Annotated in this window: 19 protein-coding genes; 10 read left to right on the forward strand and 9 right to left on the reverse strand. The window is 68.9% G+C overall.

Annotated elements, in window-relative coordinates; genetic code table 11:
• Window positions 1-52: 52 nt before the first annotated feature.
• The 7 genes from GR702_RS07030 to flgB all read right to left on the reverse strand — a co-directional run bounded on the left by GR702_RS07030 (window position 53) and on the right by flgB (window position 4298).
• The gene (locus GR702_RS07030; protein WP_160985267.1) at window positions 53-736 is read right to left on the reverse strand and encodes a flagellar basal body L-ring protein FlgH; all 684 of its coding nucleotides are present in this window, start codon (window positions 734-736) and stop codon (window positions 53-55) included.
• Entirely contained in the window at window positions 736-1524 is a 789-nt protein-coding gene (flgG, locus tag GR702_RS07035) for a flagellar basal-body rod protein FlgG (RefSeq protein WP_160985268.1), read from the reverse strand. Before flgG ends, GR702_RS07030 begins: the two co-directional genes overlap by 1 nt.
• A gap of 26 nt (window positions 1525-1550) precedes the next feature.
• Complete coding sequence (locus GR702_RS07040; protein ID WP_160985269.1) at window positions 1551-2291, reverse strand: flagellar basal body rod protein FlgF; 741 nt, start codon at window positions 2289-2291, stop codon at window positions 1551-1553.
• Window positions 2292-2352: 61 nt separating this feature from the next.
• Window positions 2353-3162 (reverse strand): flagellar hook-basal body protein, encoded by an 810-nt coding sequence (locus GR702_RS07045; protein WP_160985270.1) that lies wholly within the window; start codon window positions 3160-3162, stop codon window positions 2353-2355.
• A 25-nt stretch (window positions 3163-3187) separates the two neighbouring features.
• Window positions 3188-3547 (reverse strand): flagellar hook assembly protein FlgD, encoded by a 360-nt coding sequence (locus GR702_RS07050; RefSeq protein WP_160985271.1) that lies wholly within the window; start codon window positions 3545-3547, stop codon window positions 3188-3190.
• The gene (gene flgC / locus GR702_RS07055; protein WP_160985272.1) at window positions 3544-3948 is read right to left on the reverse strand and encodes a flagellar basal body rod protein FlgC; all 405 of its coding nucleotides are present in this window, start codon (window positions 3946-3948) and stop codon (window positions 3544-3546) included. The genes GR702_RS07050 and flgC overlap by 4 nt, the downstream gene beginning before the upstream one ends.
• Before the next feature lie 2 nt (window positions 3949-3950).
• Entirely contained in the window at window positions 3951-4298 is a 348-nt protein-coding gene (gene flgB, locus GR702_RS07060) for a flagellar basal body rod protein FlgB (RefSeq protein WP_160985273.1), read from the reverse strand.
• Between the two features lie 236 nt (window positions 4299-4534).
• On the opposite strand from flgB, the gene GR702_RS07065 reads away from it, so the two are divergent.
• The 8 genes from GR702_RS07065 (at window position 4535) to GR702_RS07100 (ending at window position 11002) form a co-directional block, all read left to right on the forward strand.
• Window positions 4535-5251: a MotA/TolQ/ExbB proton channel family protein gene (locus GR702_RS07065; protein ID WP_160985274.1), complete on the forward strand. Its 717-nt coding sequence runs from the start codon at window positions 4535-4537 to the stop codon at window positions 5249-5251.
• Window positions 5248-5697 carry a hypothetical protein gene (locus GR702_RS07070; RefSeq protein WP_160985275.1) on the forward strand — a complete coding sequence of 150 codons (450 nt, stop codon included), beginning with the start codon at window positions 5248-5250 and terminating at the stop codon, window positions 5695-5697. The genes GR702_RS07065 and GR702_RS07070 overlap by 4 nt, the downstream gene beginning before the upstream one ends.
• Window positions 5698-5790: 93 nt before the next feature.
• Window positions 5791-6291, forward strand: coding sequence for a flagella basal body P-ring formation protein FlgA (locus tag GR702_RS07075; protein ID WP_160985276.1), 501 nt, complete (start codon window positions 5791-5793; stop codon window positions 6289-6291).
• A gap of 108 nt (window positions 6292-6399) precedes the next feature.
• Complete coding sequence (gene flgM, locus GR702_RS07080) at window positions 6400-6696, forward strand: flagellar biosynthesis anti-sigma factor FlgM (RefSeq protein ID WP_160985277.1); 297 nt, start codon at window positions 6400-6402, stop codon at window positions 6694-6696.
• Window positions 6696-7037: a flagellar protein FlgN gene (locus GR702_RS07085; RefSeq protein ID WP_237449599.1), complete on the forward strand. Its 342-nt coding sequence runs from the start codon at window positions 6696-6698 to the stop codon at window positions 7035-7037. Before flgM ends, GR702_RS07085 begins: the two co-directional genes overlap by 1 nt.
• A 244-nt stretch (window positions 7038-7281) precedes the next feature.
• Window positions 7282-8115, forward strand: coding sequence for a lytic transglycosylase domain-containing protein (locus tag GR702_RS07090; RefSeq protein WP_160985464.1), 834 nt, complete (start codon window positions 7282-7284; stop codon window positions 8113-8115).
• Window positions 8112-10241: an FHIPEP family type III secretion protein gene (locus tag GR702_RS07095; protein ID WP_160985278.1), complete on the forward strand. Its 2130-nt coding sequence runs from the start codon at window positions 8112-8114 to the stop codon at window positions 10239-10241. The genes GR702_RS07090 and GR702_RS07095 overlap by 4 nt, the downstream gene beginning before the upstream one ends.
• On the forward strand, window positions 10238-11002 hold the full coding sequence (locus GR702_RS07100) for a sigma-70 family RNA polymerase sigma factor (protein ID WP_160985279.1): 765 nt from the start codon (window positions 10238-10240) through the stop codon (window positions 11000-11002). Before GR702_RS07095 ends, GR702_RS07100 begins: the two co-directional genes overlap by 4 nt.
• A 25-nt stretch (window positions 11003-11027) precedes the next feature.
• Here GR702_RS07100 and GR702_RS07105 read toward each other — a convergent pair whose 3' ends face one another.
• Entirely contained in the window at window positions 11028-11780 is a 753-nt protein-coding gene (locus tag GR702_RS07105; RefSeq protein WP_160985280.1) for a glycosyltransferase family 25 protein, read from the reverse strand.
• A 116-nt stretch (window positions 11781-11896) separates the two neighbouring features.
• Window positions 11897-13957 carry a protein-disulfide reductase DsbD family protein gene (locus GR702_RS07110; RefSeq protein WP_160985281.1) on the reverse strand — a complete coding sequence of 687 codons (2061 nt, stop codon included), beginning with the start codon at window positions 13955-13957 and terminating at the stop codon, window positions 11897-11899.
• Between the two features lie 109 nt (window positions 13958-14066).
• On the opposite strand from GR702_RS07110, the gene GR702_RS07115 reads away from it, so the two are divergent.
• A complete protein-coding gene (locus GR702_RS07115; protein ID WP_160985282.1) occupies window positions 14067-15794 on the forward strand; it encodes an alkaline phosphatase family protein in 1728 nt (575 codons plus the stop codon).
• On the forward strand, window positions 15791-17053 hold the full coding sequence (locus GR702_RS07120) for a UbiH/UbiF/VisC/COQ6 family ubiquinone biosynthesis hydroxylase (protein WP_160985283.1): 1263 nt from the start codon (window positions 15791-15793) through the stop codon (window positions 17051-17053). Before GR702_RS07115 ends, GR702_RS07120 begins: the two co-directional genes overlap by 4 nt.
• Window positions 17054-17084 lie beyond the last annotated feature (31 nt).

Below are 17084 nucleotides of genomic sequence, written 5' to 3' on the forward strand. Positions count from 1 at the left end.
AGGAGAGAGAAGTGCTTCCGGGACAGGACTGCGCGAAGGTTCATCGTCATCCTCAGAAAGGCGAGATCTTGTTGAAGAAGCGCCCGAGCCAGCCCTGCTTGCTGGCCTGCTGCAGCGCGCCCTTGCCGGTGTATTCCATGCGCGCATCGGCCACGCGGCTGGAGAGGATCTGGTTTTCCGCGTCGATGTCGGCGAGGCGCACGATGCCCGAGAAGCGGATCCACTCGTCGCCCTGGCTGATGAGCATCTTCTTCTCGCCGCGCACCAGTGCCGTGCCGTTGGAGCGGACCTCGGCGATGGTGACCGAGATCGTGGCATCGAGCGAGGAAGTCTGCGCCGCGCTGCCCTGTCCGTTGAACGCGGAATTCGAGCCGGCTTTCAGCGCATCGGCGTCGAGCAGTTTGGAGATCAGCCCCTTGGTGGGCGGCGTTACCGAGAGCGAGCCGTTCTTGCCGCTCTTGGAGCTAACCGCCTTGGAGGCGGTCGTGCTCTCGACCAGCAGGATCGTCAGCGGATCGCCCACCCGCGCAGCGCGCGTGCCGGCATAGAGCGGCGCGTAGCCTGCCGCCACGTTGAAGATGCCGCCCGTCGCGGGCACGGCGACAGGTGAGGGCGCGACCGGCAGCGTCGGCTCGAAGCCCGACGGCCTCGGCGCCTTCTTCGCCAGCACGGGGCCGGCGGAGCAGGCGAGCGCGGCGAACGATGCGCCGACAAGGAGGATGCGGCTCGCGGTCATCACAGCGTCTGGTTGGCGTTGCGCAGCATCTCGTCGACCGCGGAGATCATCTTGGAGTTGATCTCGTAGGCGCGCTGGGTCTCGATCATGTCGACCAGCTCCTCGACGATGTTGACGTTGGAGGCTTCCAGCATGCCCTGGCGCACATGGCCGCGGCCCTGTTCGCCGGCGACGCCGACCTGCGCCGGGCCGCTGCCTGCGGTCTCCAGCATGAAGTTATCGCCCGCCGCCTGCAGCGCGACCGGGTTGGTGAAGCTGGCGACGGTGATCTGGCCCAGCTCGTTCGGCTCCGACTGCCCGGCGACCTGCGCCGAGACGGTGCCGTCGTCCGAGATGGTGATCGCTGTCGCGCCTTCGGGAATGGTGATCGCGGGCTGCACGGGGTAGCCCTGCGAGGTCACGAGCTGGCCTTCCGCCGAGCGCGAGAAGTTGCCCGCGCGGGTATAGGCGAGCTGGCCGCCGGGAAGCGAGACCTGGAAGTATCCATCCCCGTCGAGCGCGACGTCGAGCGAGTTGCCCGTGGTCTGCAGCGAGCCCTGCGTCTCCATGCGCGTGGTCGACTGGACGGCGACGCCGATGCCGAGGTTGAGACCGGTGGCATAGGCCGTTTCGGTCGACGACTGCGCGCCCGCGACCCGCGCGTCCTGGTACGCGAGCGTGGCGAAGTTGGCGCGGTCGCGCTTGAACGCGGTGGTGGAGACGTTGGCGAGGTTGTTGGCGATGACGCGCATGCGCGTGTCCTGCGCCTCGAGCCCGGTGCGGGCGACCTGCAGTGCTGAACTGGGCATCTAAAGTTCCTCTCGGGGGCTCTGGATCAATCCAGGCGCATCAGGCGCGCACCGGCTTCGTCGAGTGTGCCGGCGGTCTGGACAAGCTTGGTTCGCATGTCGAAAAGCCGCTGCGCCGCGACCATCTCCACCAATACCTCGGAAGGGTTGACGTTGGACTGTTCGAGCGCTCCGGGAATAACCTGAGCGTTCTCGTCCACGGGGAGGATTCCGCCGTCGGGCACGCGGAACTGGCCGGCCACGTCCTTGGCGATCCGCGTCCCCGTGGTGCTGACGAGCTTGAGCCTGTCGAGCACTTGCGGAGCCGCGTCGGGCGTCTCGGGATCGGCTGCAAGCACGCTGCCGTCCGGGCCGATGGTGACCTTGAAGCCCGGCGGCACCGTGATCGGCCCGCCCTGCCCGATGACGGGGAGGCCATCGCCGTTCTGAAGGACGCCCGTCACCGTGACCGACAGGTCGCCGCGCCGGGTATAGCTCTCGCCGCCGTCCATCGCCTGCACCGCCAGCATCGCATCGCCCTGCATGGCGACGTCGAGCGGGTAGTTCGTGCGGTTGAGCCCGCCCGCCTTCATCGAGGCGCCGGTCACTTCGGTGCTGGAGAGGCTGCGCGTCTCCAGCTGTGGCCCTTCGAGCGTCATCGGCGTCGCCTGCAGGATCTCGGCCTTGAAGCCGATGGTCTGCGCGTTCGCCATGTTGCTGGCGATCACCCGCTCGCGGTTGAGCGAGGCGTTCATGCCGGAGACGGCGGTGTAGATCAGGCGGTCCATTCGGGTTCCTTGCGGAGAAGGTCAGGCGGAAGCGGGCGCGCGCCCGCTTCCGCCGCCTTCATCAGTTGCGCAGGTTGATGACGGTCTGCGAGATCTGCGTGGCGGTATCGATGGCCTTGGCATTGGCCTGGAAGTACCGCTGGGCGCTGATCAGCTCGACCAGTTCCTCGGCGATGTCGACGTTGGAGCGCTCCAGCGAGCCCGACATCAGGCCGCCCAGCACGCCCGTACCCGGCTGGCCATACGTGGCCATGCCCGACTTGCCGGTGGACTGCCACGTGGCGCTGCCCATCTGCTTGAGACCATCGGGCGCGATGAAGTTCGCCACGGCAACCACGCCAAGTTCGGCATTGGAGCCATCGTCGTAGGTCGCGACCACATGGCCGTCGGAGTTGACGACCACGCTGGCATAGGCCGAGCCCGCGGCATTGGTCGCAGGGATCTGCACGCTCTGCAGCGAGGCGGTGTCGACCACGCCGTTGTTCACCGGGAAGACCTGAAGGCGCGCGTTCTGCGCGTTCTTGAGGAAGCCCTGGCCATCCACGGTGAAGCCGCCGGCGCGGGTGTATTCGGTCTGGCCGGACTGCGGGTTGCGTACGGTGAAGAAGCCTTCGCCATCAAGCGCGAGGTCGAGCGCCGAGCCGGTCTGCTCGATCGGGCCGAGCGAGAACTCCTGGTTGATCTTGCTGACGCGCGAGCCGATGCCCACGGTCAGCGCAGGGTCGGTGATGACAGAGGAAGAGACGATGTCGGCAAAGGCGGTATCGCTTTTCTTGAAACCGGTGGTTTCGGCATTGGCGATGTTGTGCGCGATGACATTAAGTTCGGTCTGCGCGTTCTTGAGACCGGTGAGCGAGGTGTAATAGGACATCTGTGCGTACTCCGAAGGATAAGGATCAGGTGGTCTTGTCGGTGTTCACGGAAGCGGCGTCCCGGGCGGTCTGAGCTGCTGCGAGCGCGGTCACCGCATCGGCGGTGGACTTCTGCATCTCCGCCAGCGTCTCCAGCTGGCCGGAGATGGTCTTGAGCGTGTCTCCCATCTCGGTCGTGCCCGCGAGAGCGGAGAACTGGGCCATCTGCGCCAGCATCTCCTTCTGGTCGACCGGATCGAAGGGGTCCTGCTGCTGCATCTGCGCGGTCATCAGCTTCAGGAAGTCACCCTGGTCGAGTGACGAGAGCGAGCCCTTGCTCCTGGCATTCTGCACGCTCTGCGCGGCGCTGGCGGACGAGGCGTTGTTCAAGGCGGTGACGGTCATTTCATCCTCATGGTTTCGAGCATGAGCTGCTTGGCTGTGGAAAGGGCCTCGACCATGTTCTGGTACTGGCGCGAGGCTTCGAGCATCTCGACCATCTCCGCGTTCTCATCGACGGGAGCGGACCACACGTCGCCGTTGGCGTCTGCCAGGGGGTGGTCGGGATTGTGCTGGCGGACCGCCGCCGCCTTTTCGCGCATGACGCCCGAGACAGCGACGGTGGAGAGGCCGCTGGCGCGGTCGAGGTCTTCGGAGAAGACCGCGCGGATCGGCTTGTAGGCGCCGTCCTCGGTGGCCGAGACCGAGCCTGCGTTGGCAAGGTTCGAGGCCGCCGCGTTCATCCGCACGAGCTGCGCGGACATGCCGCGCTGGGCGACGCCGAAGAGGTTGAGCGAGTTGGCCATGGTCAGTCGCCCCGCAGCGCGCGCTTCACGGTGTCGACCCGCGAGCGGATGAATTCGAGCGTGGTGGAATAGCCGACCGCGTTCTCGGAGAAGGCGAGCTGTTCGTTCTGCAGCTCCACCGTGTTGCCGTCGAGCGAGGGCATCACCGGCACGCGGTAGAGCGTGGCGGCGTGCGCGGCCCGGTCTGTGCTGGCGCCCGCGTCGGCCGCCTTGATCGCGGCACCGAAATCGATGTCGCGCGCCTTGTAGCCGGGGGTTCCCGCATTGGCGATGTTGGAGGCGAGCACGCCCATCCGCTGCGATCGCAGCTGGAGCGCCTTGCCGTGTATTCCGAACAGGTCCTGCGTCATCTGGTCAAAATGTCCTTGCGGGAAGGTGTCCCCGACTGCGTGCCGGGTGTTTCGCAAGAGGTGTGCCAATCGGTTGCAATGCCGCCTCTCCAGCCTTTCGCGGCGGCGCTTTTTCGTGTGATGCGCGAACCTTGCGAGGCAGGGCGGCAAGCCTTTGCCGGACACCGGCAAATGTAGGCCTCCGCCTGAAACTTGATGTTTGCCGCCGTTCTCCCGTGCTGAATGGAGAACCGCCGATGATTGCCCACACCCTGTTCGAACCTCTCGGCGCCGTGATCGTCGTGGGCGGCACCTGCCTTGCCACGGTCCTGCGCTGCGGCCTTGCGGACACGCGAGAGGCGCTTGCCAGTGCCGGGCGGCTGGCGCGCCCGCGCTTCGATGCGGCCCGGGCCCGGGCGGAGCTGGCGGGACCGGTCCAGGAAATGCGGCAGGACGGGGTCATCCGCGCAGAGCCCCATCACTTCGGCGATCCCGAGTTCGACGACGTGACCGATGCCCTGATCGGCACCCGGTCGCTTTCCGCGCTGCAGGCCGCGCACCGCGTCCACAAGCGCCGCCGCATGGTCCGCAGCCGCAGCGCCGCGCGCACTTTCGAGCAGGCGGCCGAGCTTTCGCCGGTCTTCGGCCTGGCCGGCACGCTGGTCTCGCTCACGCGGCTGCCCGTCGATCCGGGCGCGGCGGGAGACTTCAACGCGGCGATCTCGATGGCGGTGCTCACGACACTTTACGGCCTGCTGCTGGGCAACCTGCTCTTCGCTCCCCTGGCGAGGCTGATCGCCCGCCGCGCCGCGCAGGAGGAGCACGAGCGCCAGCGCGTGCTCGACTGGCTGGAGACGCAGGTGGCGCCCGCGCTGCCGCACCAGTCCTCCGCGTACTCCGCGGGCCACGGGGCCGGGCAAGCGGGCGGGCAGGCGGGGGCAGGCGGCGCGCCTGGCCCGGGCAAGTCGCGGTGAAAGGCACCTCCGCGTTCGGCTGGCAGACTTCGCTCGCCGACCTCTCGCTCATCCTCTTCATGCTGAGCGCGGCGGCGTTGCACCGCCAGCCTCCTGCACGCCCGCAGGAACAGCGGATCGAACGCCCGCAGCCTCGAACGAGCGTGCACCCGGCCGCATCCCCGCCGGCTCGGCCCGCCCCCCGCTCGGAGCCGCTGGCGGTCTACGAGGCAACGGCCGGAGCGCCGCCGCTGGACGTCTGGCTGGAACAGCAGGCGATCGACCCGCGCCAGCAGCTCACGATAATCGCGCGCTATGGCCCCGCGCCGGGAAGCCGGGATGCGGCCCTTGGATCGGCCGTGCGCCTGCTGGGCGAGGCGGGCGTCGCAGGGGCTTCCGCGCGGCTGGTGGTGGAGCCGGGCAGCGGCCCTGTCCGCGTCGTGCTTGCCTATGACAGGCCCGCCTGAGGCATGCCTGGTCCCGCGCGCAAGTGGCACGGGACTTGCTGCTTCGGCGATGGATGGACGCGACGGCGCGTCCCTTGTGCAGAGAGTTCCTGAATGCCTGCAAGTCTTCTTCTCCTGGTCGCCGCGGCCAGCCCGTTCGCGGACCTCGATGCCATCGACCGGCAGGTGGCCGCCTTTACCGGGGCGCCCGCAGGCGAGCTGGGCGGGGCGGCCACTCCGGTCGACCGGCGACTGCGGCTGCAGCCCTGCCGCAGCGGGCTGGCGCTATCGTGGCGAACGTCCGCGCGCGACAGTGTCGTGGTCCAGTGCGGCGATCCCTCCGGGTGGCGGCTCTTCGTGCCCATCAGGTCGGGCGCAGCCGGAGCAGGCGCTGGCGGGGCGGGTCAGGATGGCCCGGTCGCCGTGGCGCGCGGCGATGCCGTGGCGATCGCCGTCTCGGGAGAGGGGTTCACGGTGTCGCAGCCGGGCGAGGCGATGGAGTCCGGGCCCGTGGGTGGCTGGATCCGCGTGCGTGCGGCGGGTAAGACCGCGCGCACCGACGTGATGCGCGCGCGGATCGAGCGGCCCGGTCTGGTTTCGGTGCCGCTGCCCTGAGGCGGGCGTTGCCGGCAATTTCCCGCAGGCAAGAATTTGCCGCCTGCGCCATTAATTCCGCCGCTCCCCTGTCGTTCTGCATCTCAGGACTTTTCAAGGAGCGGCACTATGCCACCTATCGAAGTGGGGTCTGCCCCGCGCATCGGCGCCATCGATACCCGGCTGCCCCGCGTGGCCGACACCAACACGGTCAGCGCAACCGCAAAGGCGCAGGCCACCAACCCGGTCTCGGCGGCGCCCGCCGTGGAGACCATCAATGCCCTGGACCCCGGCGCCGCCCCGATCGACACCGACCGGGTCGCGCTGATCCGCAAGGCGGTGGAATCGGGCACTTATCCCGTGGTCCCCGCGAAGATCGCCGACGCCATGATCGCGGCCGGCATGCTGCTGAGGAGCGCACACTGATGTCACAGACCGACCTTCGCGAAGCCCTGCGGCAGATGCTTGCCGTTCTCGAGGAGGAGCGGCAGGCCCTTGCCGGTCTCGACCTCGACGCGATCGTCGGGACGACGCAGGACAAGAACCGCCTGTGCGGCACGATCGACGTGCTGGGCGAGCACCTGGGCGCAGATACCATCGACGAGGAATGCCGCGGCATGCTCGACGCGGCGCGGCGCCTGAACGAGGTGAACCGCCAGGTGCGCAACATCATCGCCGCCAACGTCTCGCGCCGCCTGAACGCGCTGACCGGCAGCCCGCAGCTCTACCGCATCCCGCCCGGCTACGCGATGGCCGCAGGCCGCTGAAGCGGCGCTTGAGACTGGGCGGGCGGAGAAGCGCGTCCCTCTCCTGAAGGCGCCCATCCTCCCCGCGAATGCGGAACCTTCGCCGGCATCGGCAGCCTGAGGCTGGCGGCGTTAACCACACTCCCCAAATTGGCATGGCTCTTGCTCAAACACTCGCGGCAAATGGATTGCCGGGAGTTTCGGCTTGAGCGACGGACAGATCTTCGGGGGTGTGGGGACGCGGGGCACGGCGGGAGGTGCGCAAGTGCGCGCCGCAATCGCCCGGGCGGCCGAGGCCACCGGCGTCGACTTCCAGTACCTCATGGCGCAGGCGAAGCTGGAATCGAGCCTCGATCCCACCGCCCGCGCCGCTACGTCGAGCGCGGCGGGGCTCTACCAGTTCACTTCCGGCACCTGGCTCAGCACGCTGGACCGCCACGGCGCGGAACACGGTATGGCATGGGTGAGCGATGCGATCCAGGGCGGCTCCGTCGCCGATCCCGCCACCCGTGCGCAGATCATGGGCCTGCGCTATGATCCGCAGGTGTCCGCGCTCATGGCGGGCGAGCTTGCCGCCGACAACCGCGCCGACCTCACCGCGCGCCTCGGCCGCGAGCCGGACCCGGCGGAACTCTACCTTGCGCACTTCCTGGGCTCGGCGGGAGCTGGCAAGTTCCTTGCCGCCCTGGCCGACAACCCCGGGCAGAGCGCCGCGGCCATTCTTCCCAAGGCCGCTGCCGCCAATCGCTCGATTTTCTTCTCGGGCGGTGCGCCGCGTTCGGTCGGGCAGGTCATGGACCTGATGCGCAGCAAGGTCGCAGGCGCGATGGAGGGCGGCTTCTCCCCCGGCACTGCCGAGTGGGCGGGCGTCGATCCCGCCATTCCCTACGACACCGGCTTCGAGACGGCGGGCTACCGGCCGAGCGGCCCTATCGCGCGCGAGTTCCACGCCGGGCGGCCTGCTGCCCCGGCGGGCGGGGCCCAACCGGCCACGCGCTCCATGGCCGAAACCCTGCAGGCCGCGTTCGGTGCTTCCGACAGCGCCGCCTCGGGCCACGTGCGCGAAGCTTACTCCAAGCTGGCGAGGCTGGGCCTGTGAGCCTGTTCTCGCGCGTCCGCAATGCCGGAGCCATAGCCCTTCCGGCGGGCATCCTCGTGCTGATCGTGCTGATGATCGTGCCGGTGCCCGCCATCGTGCTCGACGTGGCCTTCGTGCTCAACATCGCGCTGTCGGTGGCGGTGCTGATGGCGGCGATGAACGCGGAGAAGCCGCTGGACTTCTCCTCCTTTCCCTCGGTCCTGCTCTTCGCGACCCTGCTGCGCCTTTCGCTCAACGTCGCCTCAACCCGCGTCGTGCTGGTCCATGGCCACGAGGGCGAGGCGGCAGCCGGCAAGGTGATCGAGGCTTTCGGCGCATTCCTCATCGGCGGGAACTTCGCCGTCGGGATCTTCGTGTTCCTGATCCTCGTCATCATCAACATGGTGGTCGTCACCAAGGGCGCGGGCCGCGTGTCCGAAGTCTCAGCGCGCTTCACTCTCGACGCGCTGCCGGGCAAGCAGATGGCGATCGACGCCGACCTCGCCGCCGGGCTCATGACTGCGGACGAGGCCAAGGCCCGCCGCCGCGAGGTGGCGACGGAGGCCGATTTCTACGGCTCGATGGATGGCTCCTCCAAGTTCGTGAAGGGCGATGCCATCGCCGCTCTGCTGATCCTGGCGGTCAACATCGTCGCGGGCTTCTGTCTTGGCATGATCAGCCACGGGCTTTCCGCCGGCGAGGCCGCGCAGGCCTACATCACGCTTGCCATCGGCGATGCGCTGGTGGCGCAGGTGCCTTCGCTGCTGCTCTCGATCGCCGCCGCCGTGATCGTCACCCGCGTGTCGGACAGCCGCGACCTTGCCGGGCAGATCGGCAGCCAGTTTGCCGCACCCGGCACGTGGTTGCCGGTGGCCGTGGTGCTGGGCGCCATCGGCATGATCCCGGCGATGCCCCAGTCGATCTTCCTGCCTGCCGCTGCCATGGCGGGATGGATCTGGCATTCCCTGCGCAAGCGGGCGGAGCGTGCGCTCATCGCTCCGGTGGTGGTGGAGGAACCCGCCGTCCTTGCCGACCCGTCGCGGATCGAGCTGGAGGATGTCTCCGACCATACCCTCGTCACGATCGAGCTTGGCTACGGCCTCGTCCAGCTGGTGGACGAGCGGCGCGGCTCGCCGCTGGTCACGCGCGTGACCGGCGTTCGCAAGCAGCTGAGCCAGTCGTTCGGCTTCATCGTGCCGCAGTTCCGCATGCGCGACGCGCTGGACATGCCTCCGCACGAATATCGCATCGTCCTGGGAGGGGTGAACCTTGGCGGCGCGGAAGTGCGGGCGGACAAGGTGCTGGCGATCGATGCCGGGGAAGCGAACCTCAACCATGCCTTGCGCGGCGAGGCCTGCTTCGACCCCAGCTTCGGCTGTCCGGCGCTGTGGATCGATCCCGCCGCGCGCGACCATGCGACGGCCGAAGGCTTCCTCACCGTCGATCCCGGCACCGTGATCGCCACGCACCTCAACCAGCTGCTTTCCGCCCGCCCGCAGGACCTGCTCGGCCCCGATCAGGTGCGCGCCCTGACCGAGGCGCTGAAGGAGCATTCGGCGGGGCTGGTGGAAACCGTTCACCCCGCCCCGCTCAGCCTCGCTGCGATCACCCGCCTCCTGCGGGCGCTGCTGGAGGATCACATCCCCATCGCACATCTCGTCCCGATCTTCGCCAGCCTTTCGCGCGCGGTGCAGCAGACGGTGGACCACGACCGGCTGATCGAGCTGGTGCGCGCGGACCTTGGCGCCCTCATCGTGGGGCGGATCTGCTCGCCCACGCAGCGCCTGCCTGTGGTGACGCTCGATGCCGGGCTGGAAGGCGCGATCGTACAGGGCATGGTCGATCCCGCGACCGGGCAGCCGGTGATCGAACCCGATCTTGCCCGTATGATCGGCGAGCGCATCGTCGCTCTGGGCGAGGCGCGAGGGCCCCACGCCATCCGCCTGACGCTGGTGGTCCAGCCCCGGGCCCGGCGCGCCCTTGCCGCGCTGCTCCGGCTGCGGGCGCCCGCCTGCCTCGTCCTCTCGATCTCCGAGCTACCCGCAACCCAGCCCATCGAAGTGATCGACGTCATCGGCGCCGCCGCGCCGCCCCAGGAACCGCGCGGGCTTCCCTCGCCCGACAGCGCCGAAAGCATGGCTGCATGAACCAGATGCCCGTTCCCACGCCAACCACTGCCCACCACCCCGCCGCCGGGGGCGCCGCCATGCGGGCCTATCGCGGCGATGTGGCCGACCGCGTCCGTCGCTTCCTGCCGATGGTCCGCCGCCAGGCGTGGCACGTCCACGGCAGCGGACGACCCGGCATCGAGGTGGAAGACCTCGTGCAGGCGGGCCTCGTGGCGCTCACCGAATGCGCGCAGAAGCACTCGGGGCCTACGGAGGACGGCTTTGCCGCCTACGCCAAGATGCGCGTGCGCGGGGCCATGGTGGACCTGATCCGCCGCGCCGTCCCGCTGTCGCGCGGGGTGAGCGGACGCCGCCGCCAGCTGGCGGAGAAGGAAGCCGCGCTGCGCAATGCCCTTGGCCGCGAGCCCAAGCCGCGCGAACTGGCGCAGGCGCTCGGCATCGACGAAGCCGAACTCGCCGCTCTGCGCGACGCTAGCGAGCCTCTTCGCTTCGACTCGCTCGACGATGCCTATTCCGACCAGAACATGGCTTTCGCGGCCGAAACCCCGGACAGTTTCGCCCTGCTGGCCGACGAGGAGACGCGCGGTGCGGTCATCGCGGCGATCACCCAGCTTCCCGACCGGCTCAAGCTGATCGTCCAGCTCTACTTCGTCGAGGAGCTGAACCTTGCCGAGATCGCCGAGGTGCTGCAGGTTTCGGTCCCGCGCATCCACCAGCTGAAGGCGCAGGCGATCGACAAGCTGCGCGCCAGCCTCCAGGGCGTGGCGGACGTGCTCTGAGGCGCGTCGCCGGGGGCCGGAAGGCCTATCGCTGGAAGGCGCTTCGGGCCGAGCGGGCGAGGCGGCGGCCGATGGCGGTCGTGTCGCGGACAAAGGGAACGGTGTCTTTCCACGACAGTGCGTGCACGTCCGTGCGTGAGGATCGCTGGGTGCCGAGGACCGGACAGGCGACAAAGGTCTGAAGCGCCGGGTGATCGCGGCGGAACCAGCTGTAGGCGCCGTCCACATGCATGGGGCCGCCTTGCGGCGAACCCGCCGGACGCTCGGCCATGGCAGTGAGGTAGCGCTCCAGCGGTGCGAGCACGTGGCCCGCGATGCCCAGAAAGTGCGCGCCGAGCATCGCTTCCGTCGGCGCCGCGCGGCTGAGCGGGCGCTGCTCGTCGGCGCATGGACTGTCGTTCAGCACCGCGCCGTAGAAGAACGACCAGTCAGAGCCTTCCAGCGCCTGCAGTGCCTGTGCAAGGCGCACCTCGATATCGGCCGCGAAGTCGAGATCGTCCTCGACGATAAGCAGCGAGGCGACCCCGTCCCGCGCAGCCTCGCGAACGACCTCGAGATGGCTGTGGAAGCACCCGCGCGTGCCCCGCGTGGGGAACGCGCCCGGCTCGTCGAAGCGGCAGGCGTCGAAGCGTTCCACCCTGCCGTCTCCCGGCGCCAGCCCGAGCCGGGCAAGCTGGGCGGTCACATCGCGAAGGCGGTCGCGCCGGGTGGCGAGATTGATGACGCGGATCCGCTCGAAACGGTCCAGCAGCTTCTGCCCAGCCGGTGTCGCACGCATCGGATCGTTCCCGTCGAGTTGCCTGGTCCCTTGCTGCCTAGCTCCTCGCCCCGGGCGCTGCCATCGGCGGGAACATGGTCCGCCTTTCCTCCACCGAGCGGGCGATGGCCCGCGCGCTATCGCGCGGCCATCTGCGCCAGCAACGCGGGCGTCAGGACCTGCGGCAGGATCTCGGGCGCACCGTCGCGGCCGTACCAGACATAGAGCGGGACCCCGGCCGCGTGCCTTGCGGTGAGATAGCGGGTGATCTCCGGGTCGCGCCGTGTCCAGTCGCCGCGAAGGACAGTGACGCCGGCCTTCTCGAAGGCGCGGCGCGTATCTTCGCGCTCGATGGCGACTTGCTCGTTGACCTTGCAGGTGAGGCACCAGTCGGCGGTCATCCATACGAAGACCGGACGGCCGCTGCGCCGCGCCTTCGTCAGCGCCTCGGCCGAAAAAGGCGCGGCGTCGATGAGCGATGAGGCGTCCTGCGCAGGAGCGCGCGGCTCGGGCATGGTGGTAACGCCGATGGTGAGCACGGCCAGCGCTGCAAATGCAGGCATGATCGCCCGCTTGCCGCGCCTCTGCTCGCGTCCCAGCAGCGCCAGGAGCGCCAGTAGCAGCGCTCCCAGCGCTACGACGTAGGCCAGCGACGAGGCACCGCCGAGCCGCCAGACCAGCCAGCAGAGCGCTGCAGCGGTAAGCGCCATCGGCACTGCCATGATCCGCCGGAACGTGACCATCCACTTGCCGGGGCGCGGCAGGCGGGCACGCAGCGCGGGAACGAAAGCCACGGCGAGGAAGGGCAGGGCGATGCCAAGGCCAAGCGCTGCGAACAGGGCCAGCGCCGGGGCGACAGGCAGCAGCAGCGCCGCGCCCATGGCGCTCGCCATGAACGGCCCGGTGCACGGCGTGGCGACGAAGGCCGCCAGCAGACCGGTCGCGAAGGCGCCTTGCGGCGAACCCTCGCTCGCAAAGCCGGGGACGGCGAATTCGAAGATGCCGAGGAGGTTGGCGGTGATCGACAGGGCCAGCGCGAAGAGGAGAACGACCACCCACGCCTCCTGCAACTGGAAGGCCCACCCCACCTGCTCGCCGCCGGCGCGCAGCACCAGCAGCAGCGCGCCAAGGCCAAGGCAGGCGACGATCACGCCCGCCGCATAGGCCAGCCCTTCGATGCGCGCATGCGCCTCGCTTTCGCCCGCACGGGCAAGGCTCAGCGCCTTGAGCGAGAGGATCGGGAAGACGCAGGGCATGACGTTGAGCAGCAGCCCGCCCGCCAGCGCCGCCAGCAGGAGCCAGGGCAGCGCCGGCAGTTCGGGCGTGCCTTCGTTGGCCGCGCCGGTCGCCACCGGCACGCCGCCCGTTGGAACCTGTCCTGCCTTCGCGGAAAGGGCGATGCCGTTCCCGGCACTGTCGAGCCGCAACACCGCTTCCACCGTCTCGGCGCCGCGTGGCGCAACGGCGGCCCGGGGGATCGTCACCAGCAGCAGGTCGCCCTTGCGGCTGAAAAGCTGCGGGGCGGCATAGTCGACGAGCTTGTCCTGCACCACGAAGAGGTGCGGCGCGTCCAGTACGACCGACGCGGGCAGGGGGATTGCGAGGCGCAGGTCTTTGTCGCCAACAGCGAAGGTGGCGGGCGTGCCGAGCGGTGCGGGAAGGCGCTGGGTCCATCCGTCGAAACGCCGCGCGACTTCGGCCTCAGCCCTGGCGCCCACAGTCACTTCGGCCGCGAGTTCGGCGCGCTCGGGCACGCAGATCTGCTCGGTGCAGGCGAGCCACTGCGCTCGTACCCGCACGGGAAGGCGCGTTCCCGGGCTCACGCCGGGGGGAAGCGAAAGCGGCACCAGCACCGCATATTCGCTTTCGTACACGTGGTTCATCAGCCCCTGCACGACGAGGGTGCGAGGTACCGGATAGCGCGGTTCCCCGACGGAGGCGCCTTGCGGCAGTTCCCAGTCCAGCTGCATCCCAAGCCCCGCATCGCCGGGATTGGCCCAGTACCCGTGCCAGCTCGGCTCGGGCGTCATGCGTATCGCCAGCGTCGCCTCGGTCGGCGACGAGGGACCGGCCACCAGTTCGGCGGCTATGTGCGTGGGAGCTGCAAGAGCGGGAACGGCGGTTGCAAGAAAGACGCCCAGCACGCCCAGAAGGTGACACAGAACCGTCACAAGGACGGAGTAGCGGCGCGATTCCATGATGCTCCCGTGCGTTGGCCGACAGGCTGCACCACCCTTGCGCTCGGGCGGCAATCCGGTCATCGAAGCATCTGCCCCCAACGCGCGGACATTTCAAGGAACTCCCCCGATGCGCCCCTTCAGCTTGTCGCCCAGCCTTTCCCTGGCGTTCTCCTCGCTCGCGGTGGCCCTTTCGCTGGGCTGCACCGCGCCTGCTTTCGCGCACGAAGACGAGCCGGCCACCGCCACCACCGCGGCCACCATTACCGCCGCCACCGCGGAGCAGGCTCCTGCGACCCCGCCCAAGCTGATCGTCGCGATCGCGGTGGACCAGTACTCCGCCGACCTGTTCCAGCAGTACCGCGAGCGTTACACGAAGGGCCTGTCGCGCCTGCTTCAGGGTGCGGTGTTCCCCTCGGGCTTCCAGTCGCACGCGGCGACCGAGACCTGCCCCGGCCACTCCACGCTTTTGACCGGCGTCCACCCCAACCGGACCGGCATCGTCGCCAACAACTGGTTTGTCCCGGGCATCGCGCGCGCCGACAAGCAGGTTTACTGCTCGGAGGACGAGACCAATCCGAAGAGCAATTCCGAGGATTCGGTCATCAGCCCGGACCATCTCAAGGCGCCGACGCTGGGCGACCTGCTCAAGAAAAAGAACCCCGCCAGCCTCAATGTCGCTGTCTCGGCCAAGGACCGCGCCGTCGTGATGATGAGCGGCCACACCGCCGATGCCGCCTACTGGCTGAAGGGCAAGGGTTTCACCAGCTTCGAGGGGCGCAAGCTTTCTCCCGCCGCGCTGGCGCAGAACGAAGCCATGGCCCGAACCGTTGCGGCTGGCGCGGGCGACCTGCCGGTGCCGGGCTGGTGCGGCGCGGTGGATCGGCCGACCGATATGGGCGGCTTCACCATCGGCACTTATCGCTTTCCGCTCAAGGCAGGCGACATGAAGGGCTTTTCGAACAGCCCGCGCATGGACGTGGCCACTACCGAGCTTGCCGTGCGCATGCTGGACGAGATGCCGCTGGGCAAGGACGCCGTGCCCGACGTGCTTTCGGTCAGCTACTCCGCGACGGACAAGGTCGGCCACGCCTACGGCAACGAGGGCGTGGAAATGTGCATCCAGATGAACGTGCTGGATCAGACCATCGGCACTCTGCTCGATGCGCTCGATTCGCGCGGGCTGGACTATGTCGTGGTGCTCAGCGCCGATCATGGCGGTGCCGATGCCCCCGAGCGCATGAGGCTGCAGGGCGTGCCCGAGGCCGCGCGCCTGGACGAAGCGCTTACCGACGAGGGATTGTCGGCCTCCGTGTCGCGGGCCACCGGCGTCGTTCCCCGGCAGGGCCCGCTGTTCTACGGCGCGGGCGGATCCGGTGACGTCTGGGTCAACGCCGGCCTTTCAGCCCGCGATCACAAGGCCGTCGTCGCCGAACTGGTCTCGCAGTTGAAGGCCAATCCGCAGATCTCCGGCGTCTACACGGCGGATGAACTCAGGAAGGTCAAGGTCCCCTCGGGTCACCCGCAGGACTGGACCGAGATCGAGCGTGTCGCCGCGTCCTTCGATCCCGAGCGTTCGGGCGAGGTGCTGATGATGACGAAACGTGCCGTGGTTCCGGGCACCCGGCCGCGGCCTGGCTACACCGCCACCCACGGCAGCCCCTGGGACTACGACCGGCGCGTGCCCATGCTGTTCTGGCGCAAGGGCATGGTCCGCATGGAGCAGGCCCAGCCCGTGGAGACGGTAGACATCGCGCCGACCCTTGCGGGCCTGATCGACCTGTCGGAGCCCGCCGGGACCTGGGATGGAAGGTGCCTCGACATCTACGCCGGGGAGGCCGATAGCTGCTCGCGATGAGCGATTCGAATACGACTGCTTCGACTGCGGCCGCCGTCCCTGCCGGGAAGGATCGCCGTGACCTGATCATCCTGGGCGGCGGCCTTGTCGGCATGACGCTGGCGCTCGCGGCTGCCCGCTCGGGGATCACCGCCCACGTGATCGACCGTGCCGACCCGGCCGATCTCGTGGCCGAGGGCGCGGACGGCAGGGCGTCTGCGATCTCGACCGCGAGCTGGAACCTGTTCAACAACATAGGGCTCGCTCCCAGCCTGGCCTCGCTGGGCTGTCCGATCGATTCCATCGCCGTCACCGACGGGATGAAGCCCGGACGGATCGACTTCACGCCGAAGGCGGAGGAAGGCAGCCTCGGCCGCATGTTCGCCAACCGCGACTTGCGCATCGCCCTGTTCGATGCGGCCCGCGAAGAGCCGGGCATCGCCTGGCACGTGCGCACCGAAGCAGTGCGCAAGGAGCGCGGTCCCCACGGGGTAGAGGTCGAGCTTTCGGACGGCCGCGTTTTGTCAGGCTCGCTGCTGGTGGCTGCGGAAGGCCGCCAGTCTCCCACCCGCGACGAGGCCGGCTTTGCGCTCGCCAAGTGGGAATACGACCACCGCGCCTTCGTGACGGGCCTGTTCCACGAGAAACCGCACGGCAACACCGCCTGGGAAATCTTCTACCCGGCCGGGCCGTTCGCGCTGCTGCCGCTGCTCGACGACAAGGAGGGGCGCCACCGCAGCGCGCTCGTCTGGACCGTGGCGGAGAAGGATGCCGCAGGCGTTGCCGCCATGCCCGATGCGATGTTCGTGAACGAGGTCGAGAGCCGGATGCATGGCGTCCTCGGCGCGATCGGCCTTGCCGCCCCGCGTATGAGCTACCCCCTGCGGTTCCACCACGCAGGCCGCGTGGTGGACGAGCGGCTGGCGGTGATCGGCGATGCCGCGCATGGCATGCATCCTATTGCAGGGCAGGGCCTGAACCTGGGCCTGCGCGATGTCGGCGCCCTGGTCGAAGTGCTGAGCGAAGGCATGCGGCTTGGGCTGGAGCCCGGCGATGCGCAGCTACTGGCTCGCTACGAGAAGTGGCGCAGCCTCGACAGCTTCATGGTCATGTCGGTCACCGACGGTCTGACCCGCCTGTTCGGCATTCCCGGGCGCCTTCCCAGCGCCGCGCGCCGTCTGGGAATGGGCGCCGTGCAGCGCCTGCCGGCTCTCAAGCGCTTCTTCATGGACGAAGCGCGCGGCATGTCGGGACAGTTACCGCAGTTGCTGCAGGCCTGACCTCGGGCGAAGGGGGCGCATCCCGCCCTTC

The sequence above is a fragment of the Novosphingobium silvae genome (genome assembly GCF_009856825.1).
GTDB classification, from domain to species: domain Bacteria; phylum Pseudomonadota; class Alphaproteobacteria; order Sphingomonadales; family Sphingomonadaceae; genus Novosphingobium; species Novosphingobium silvae.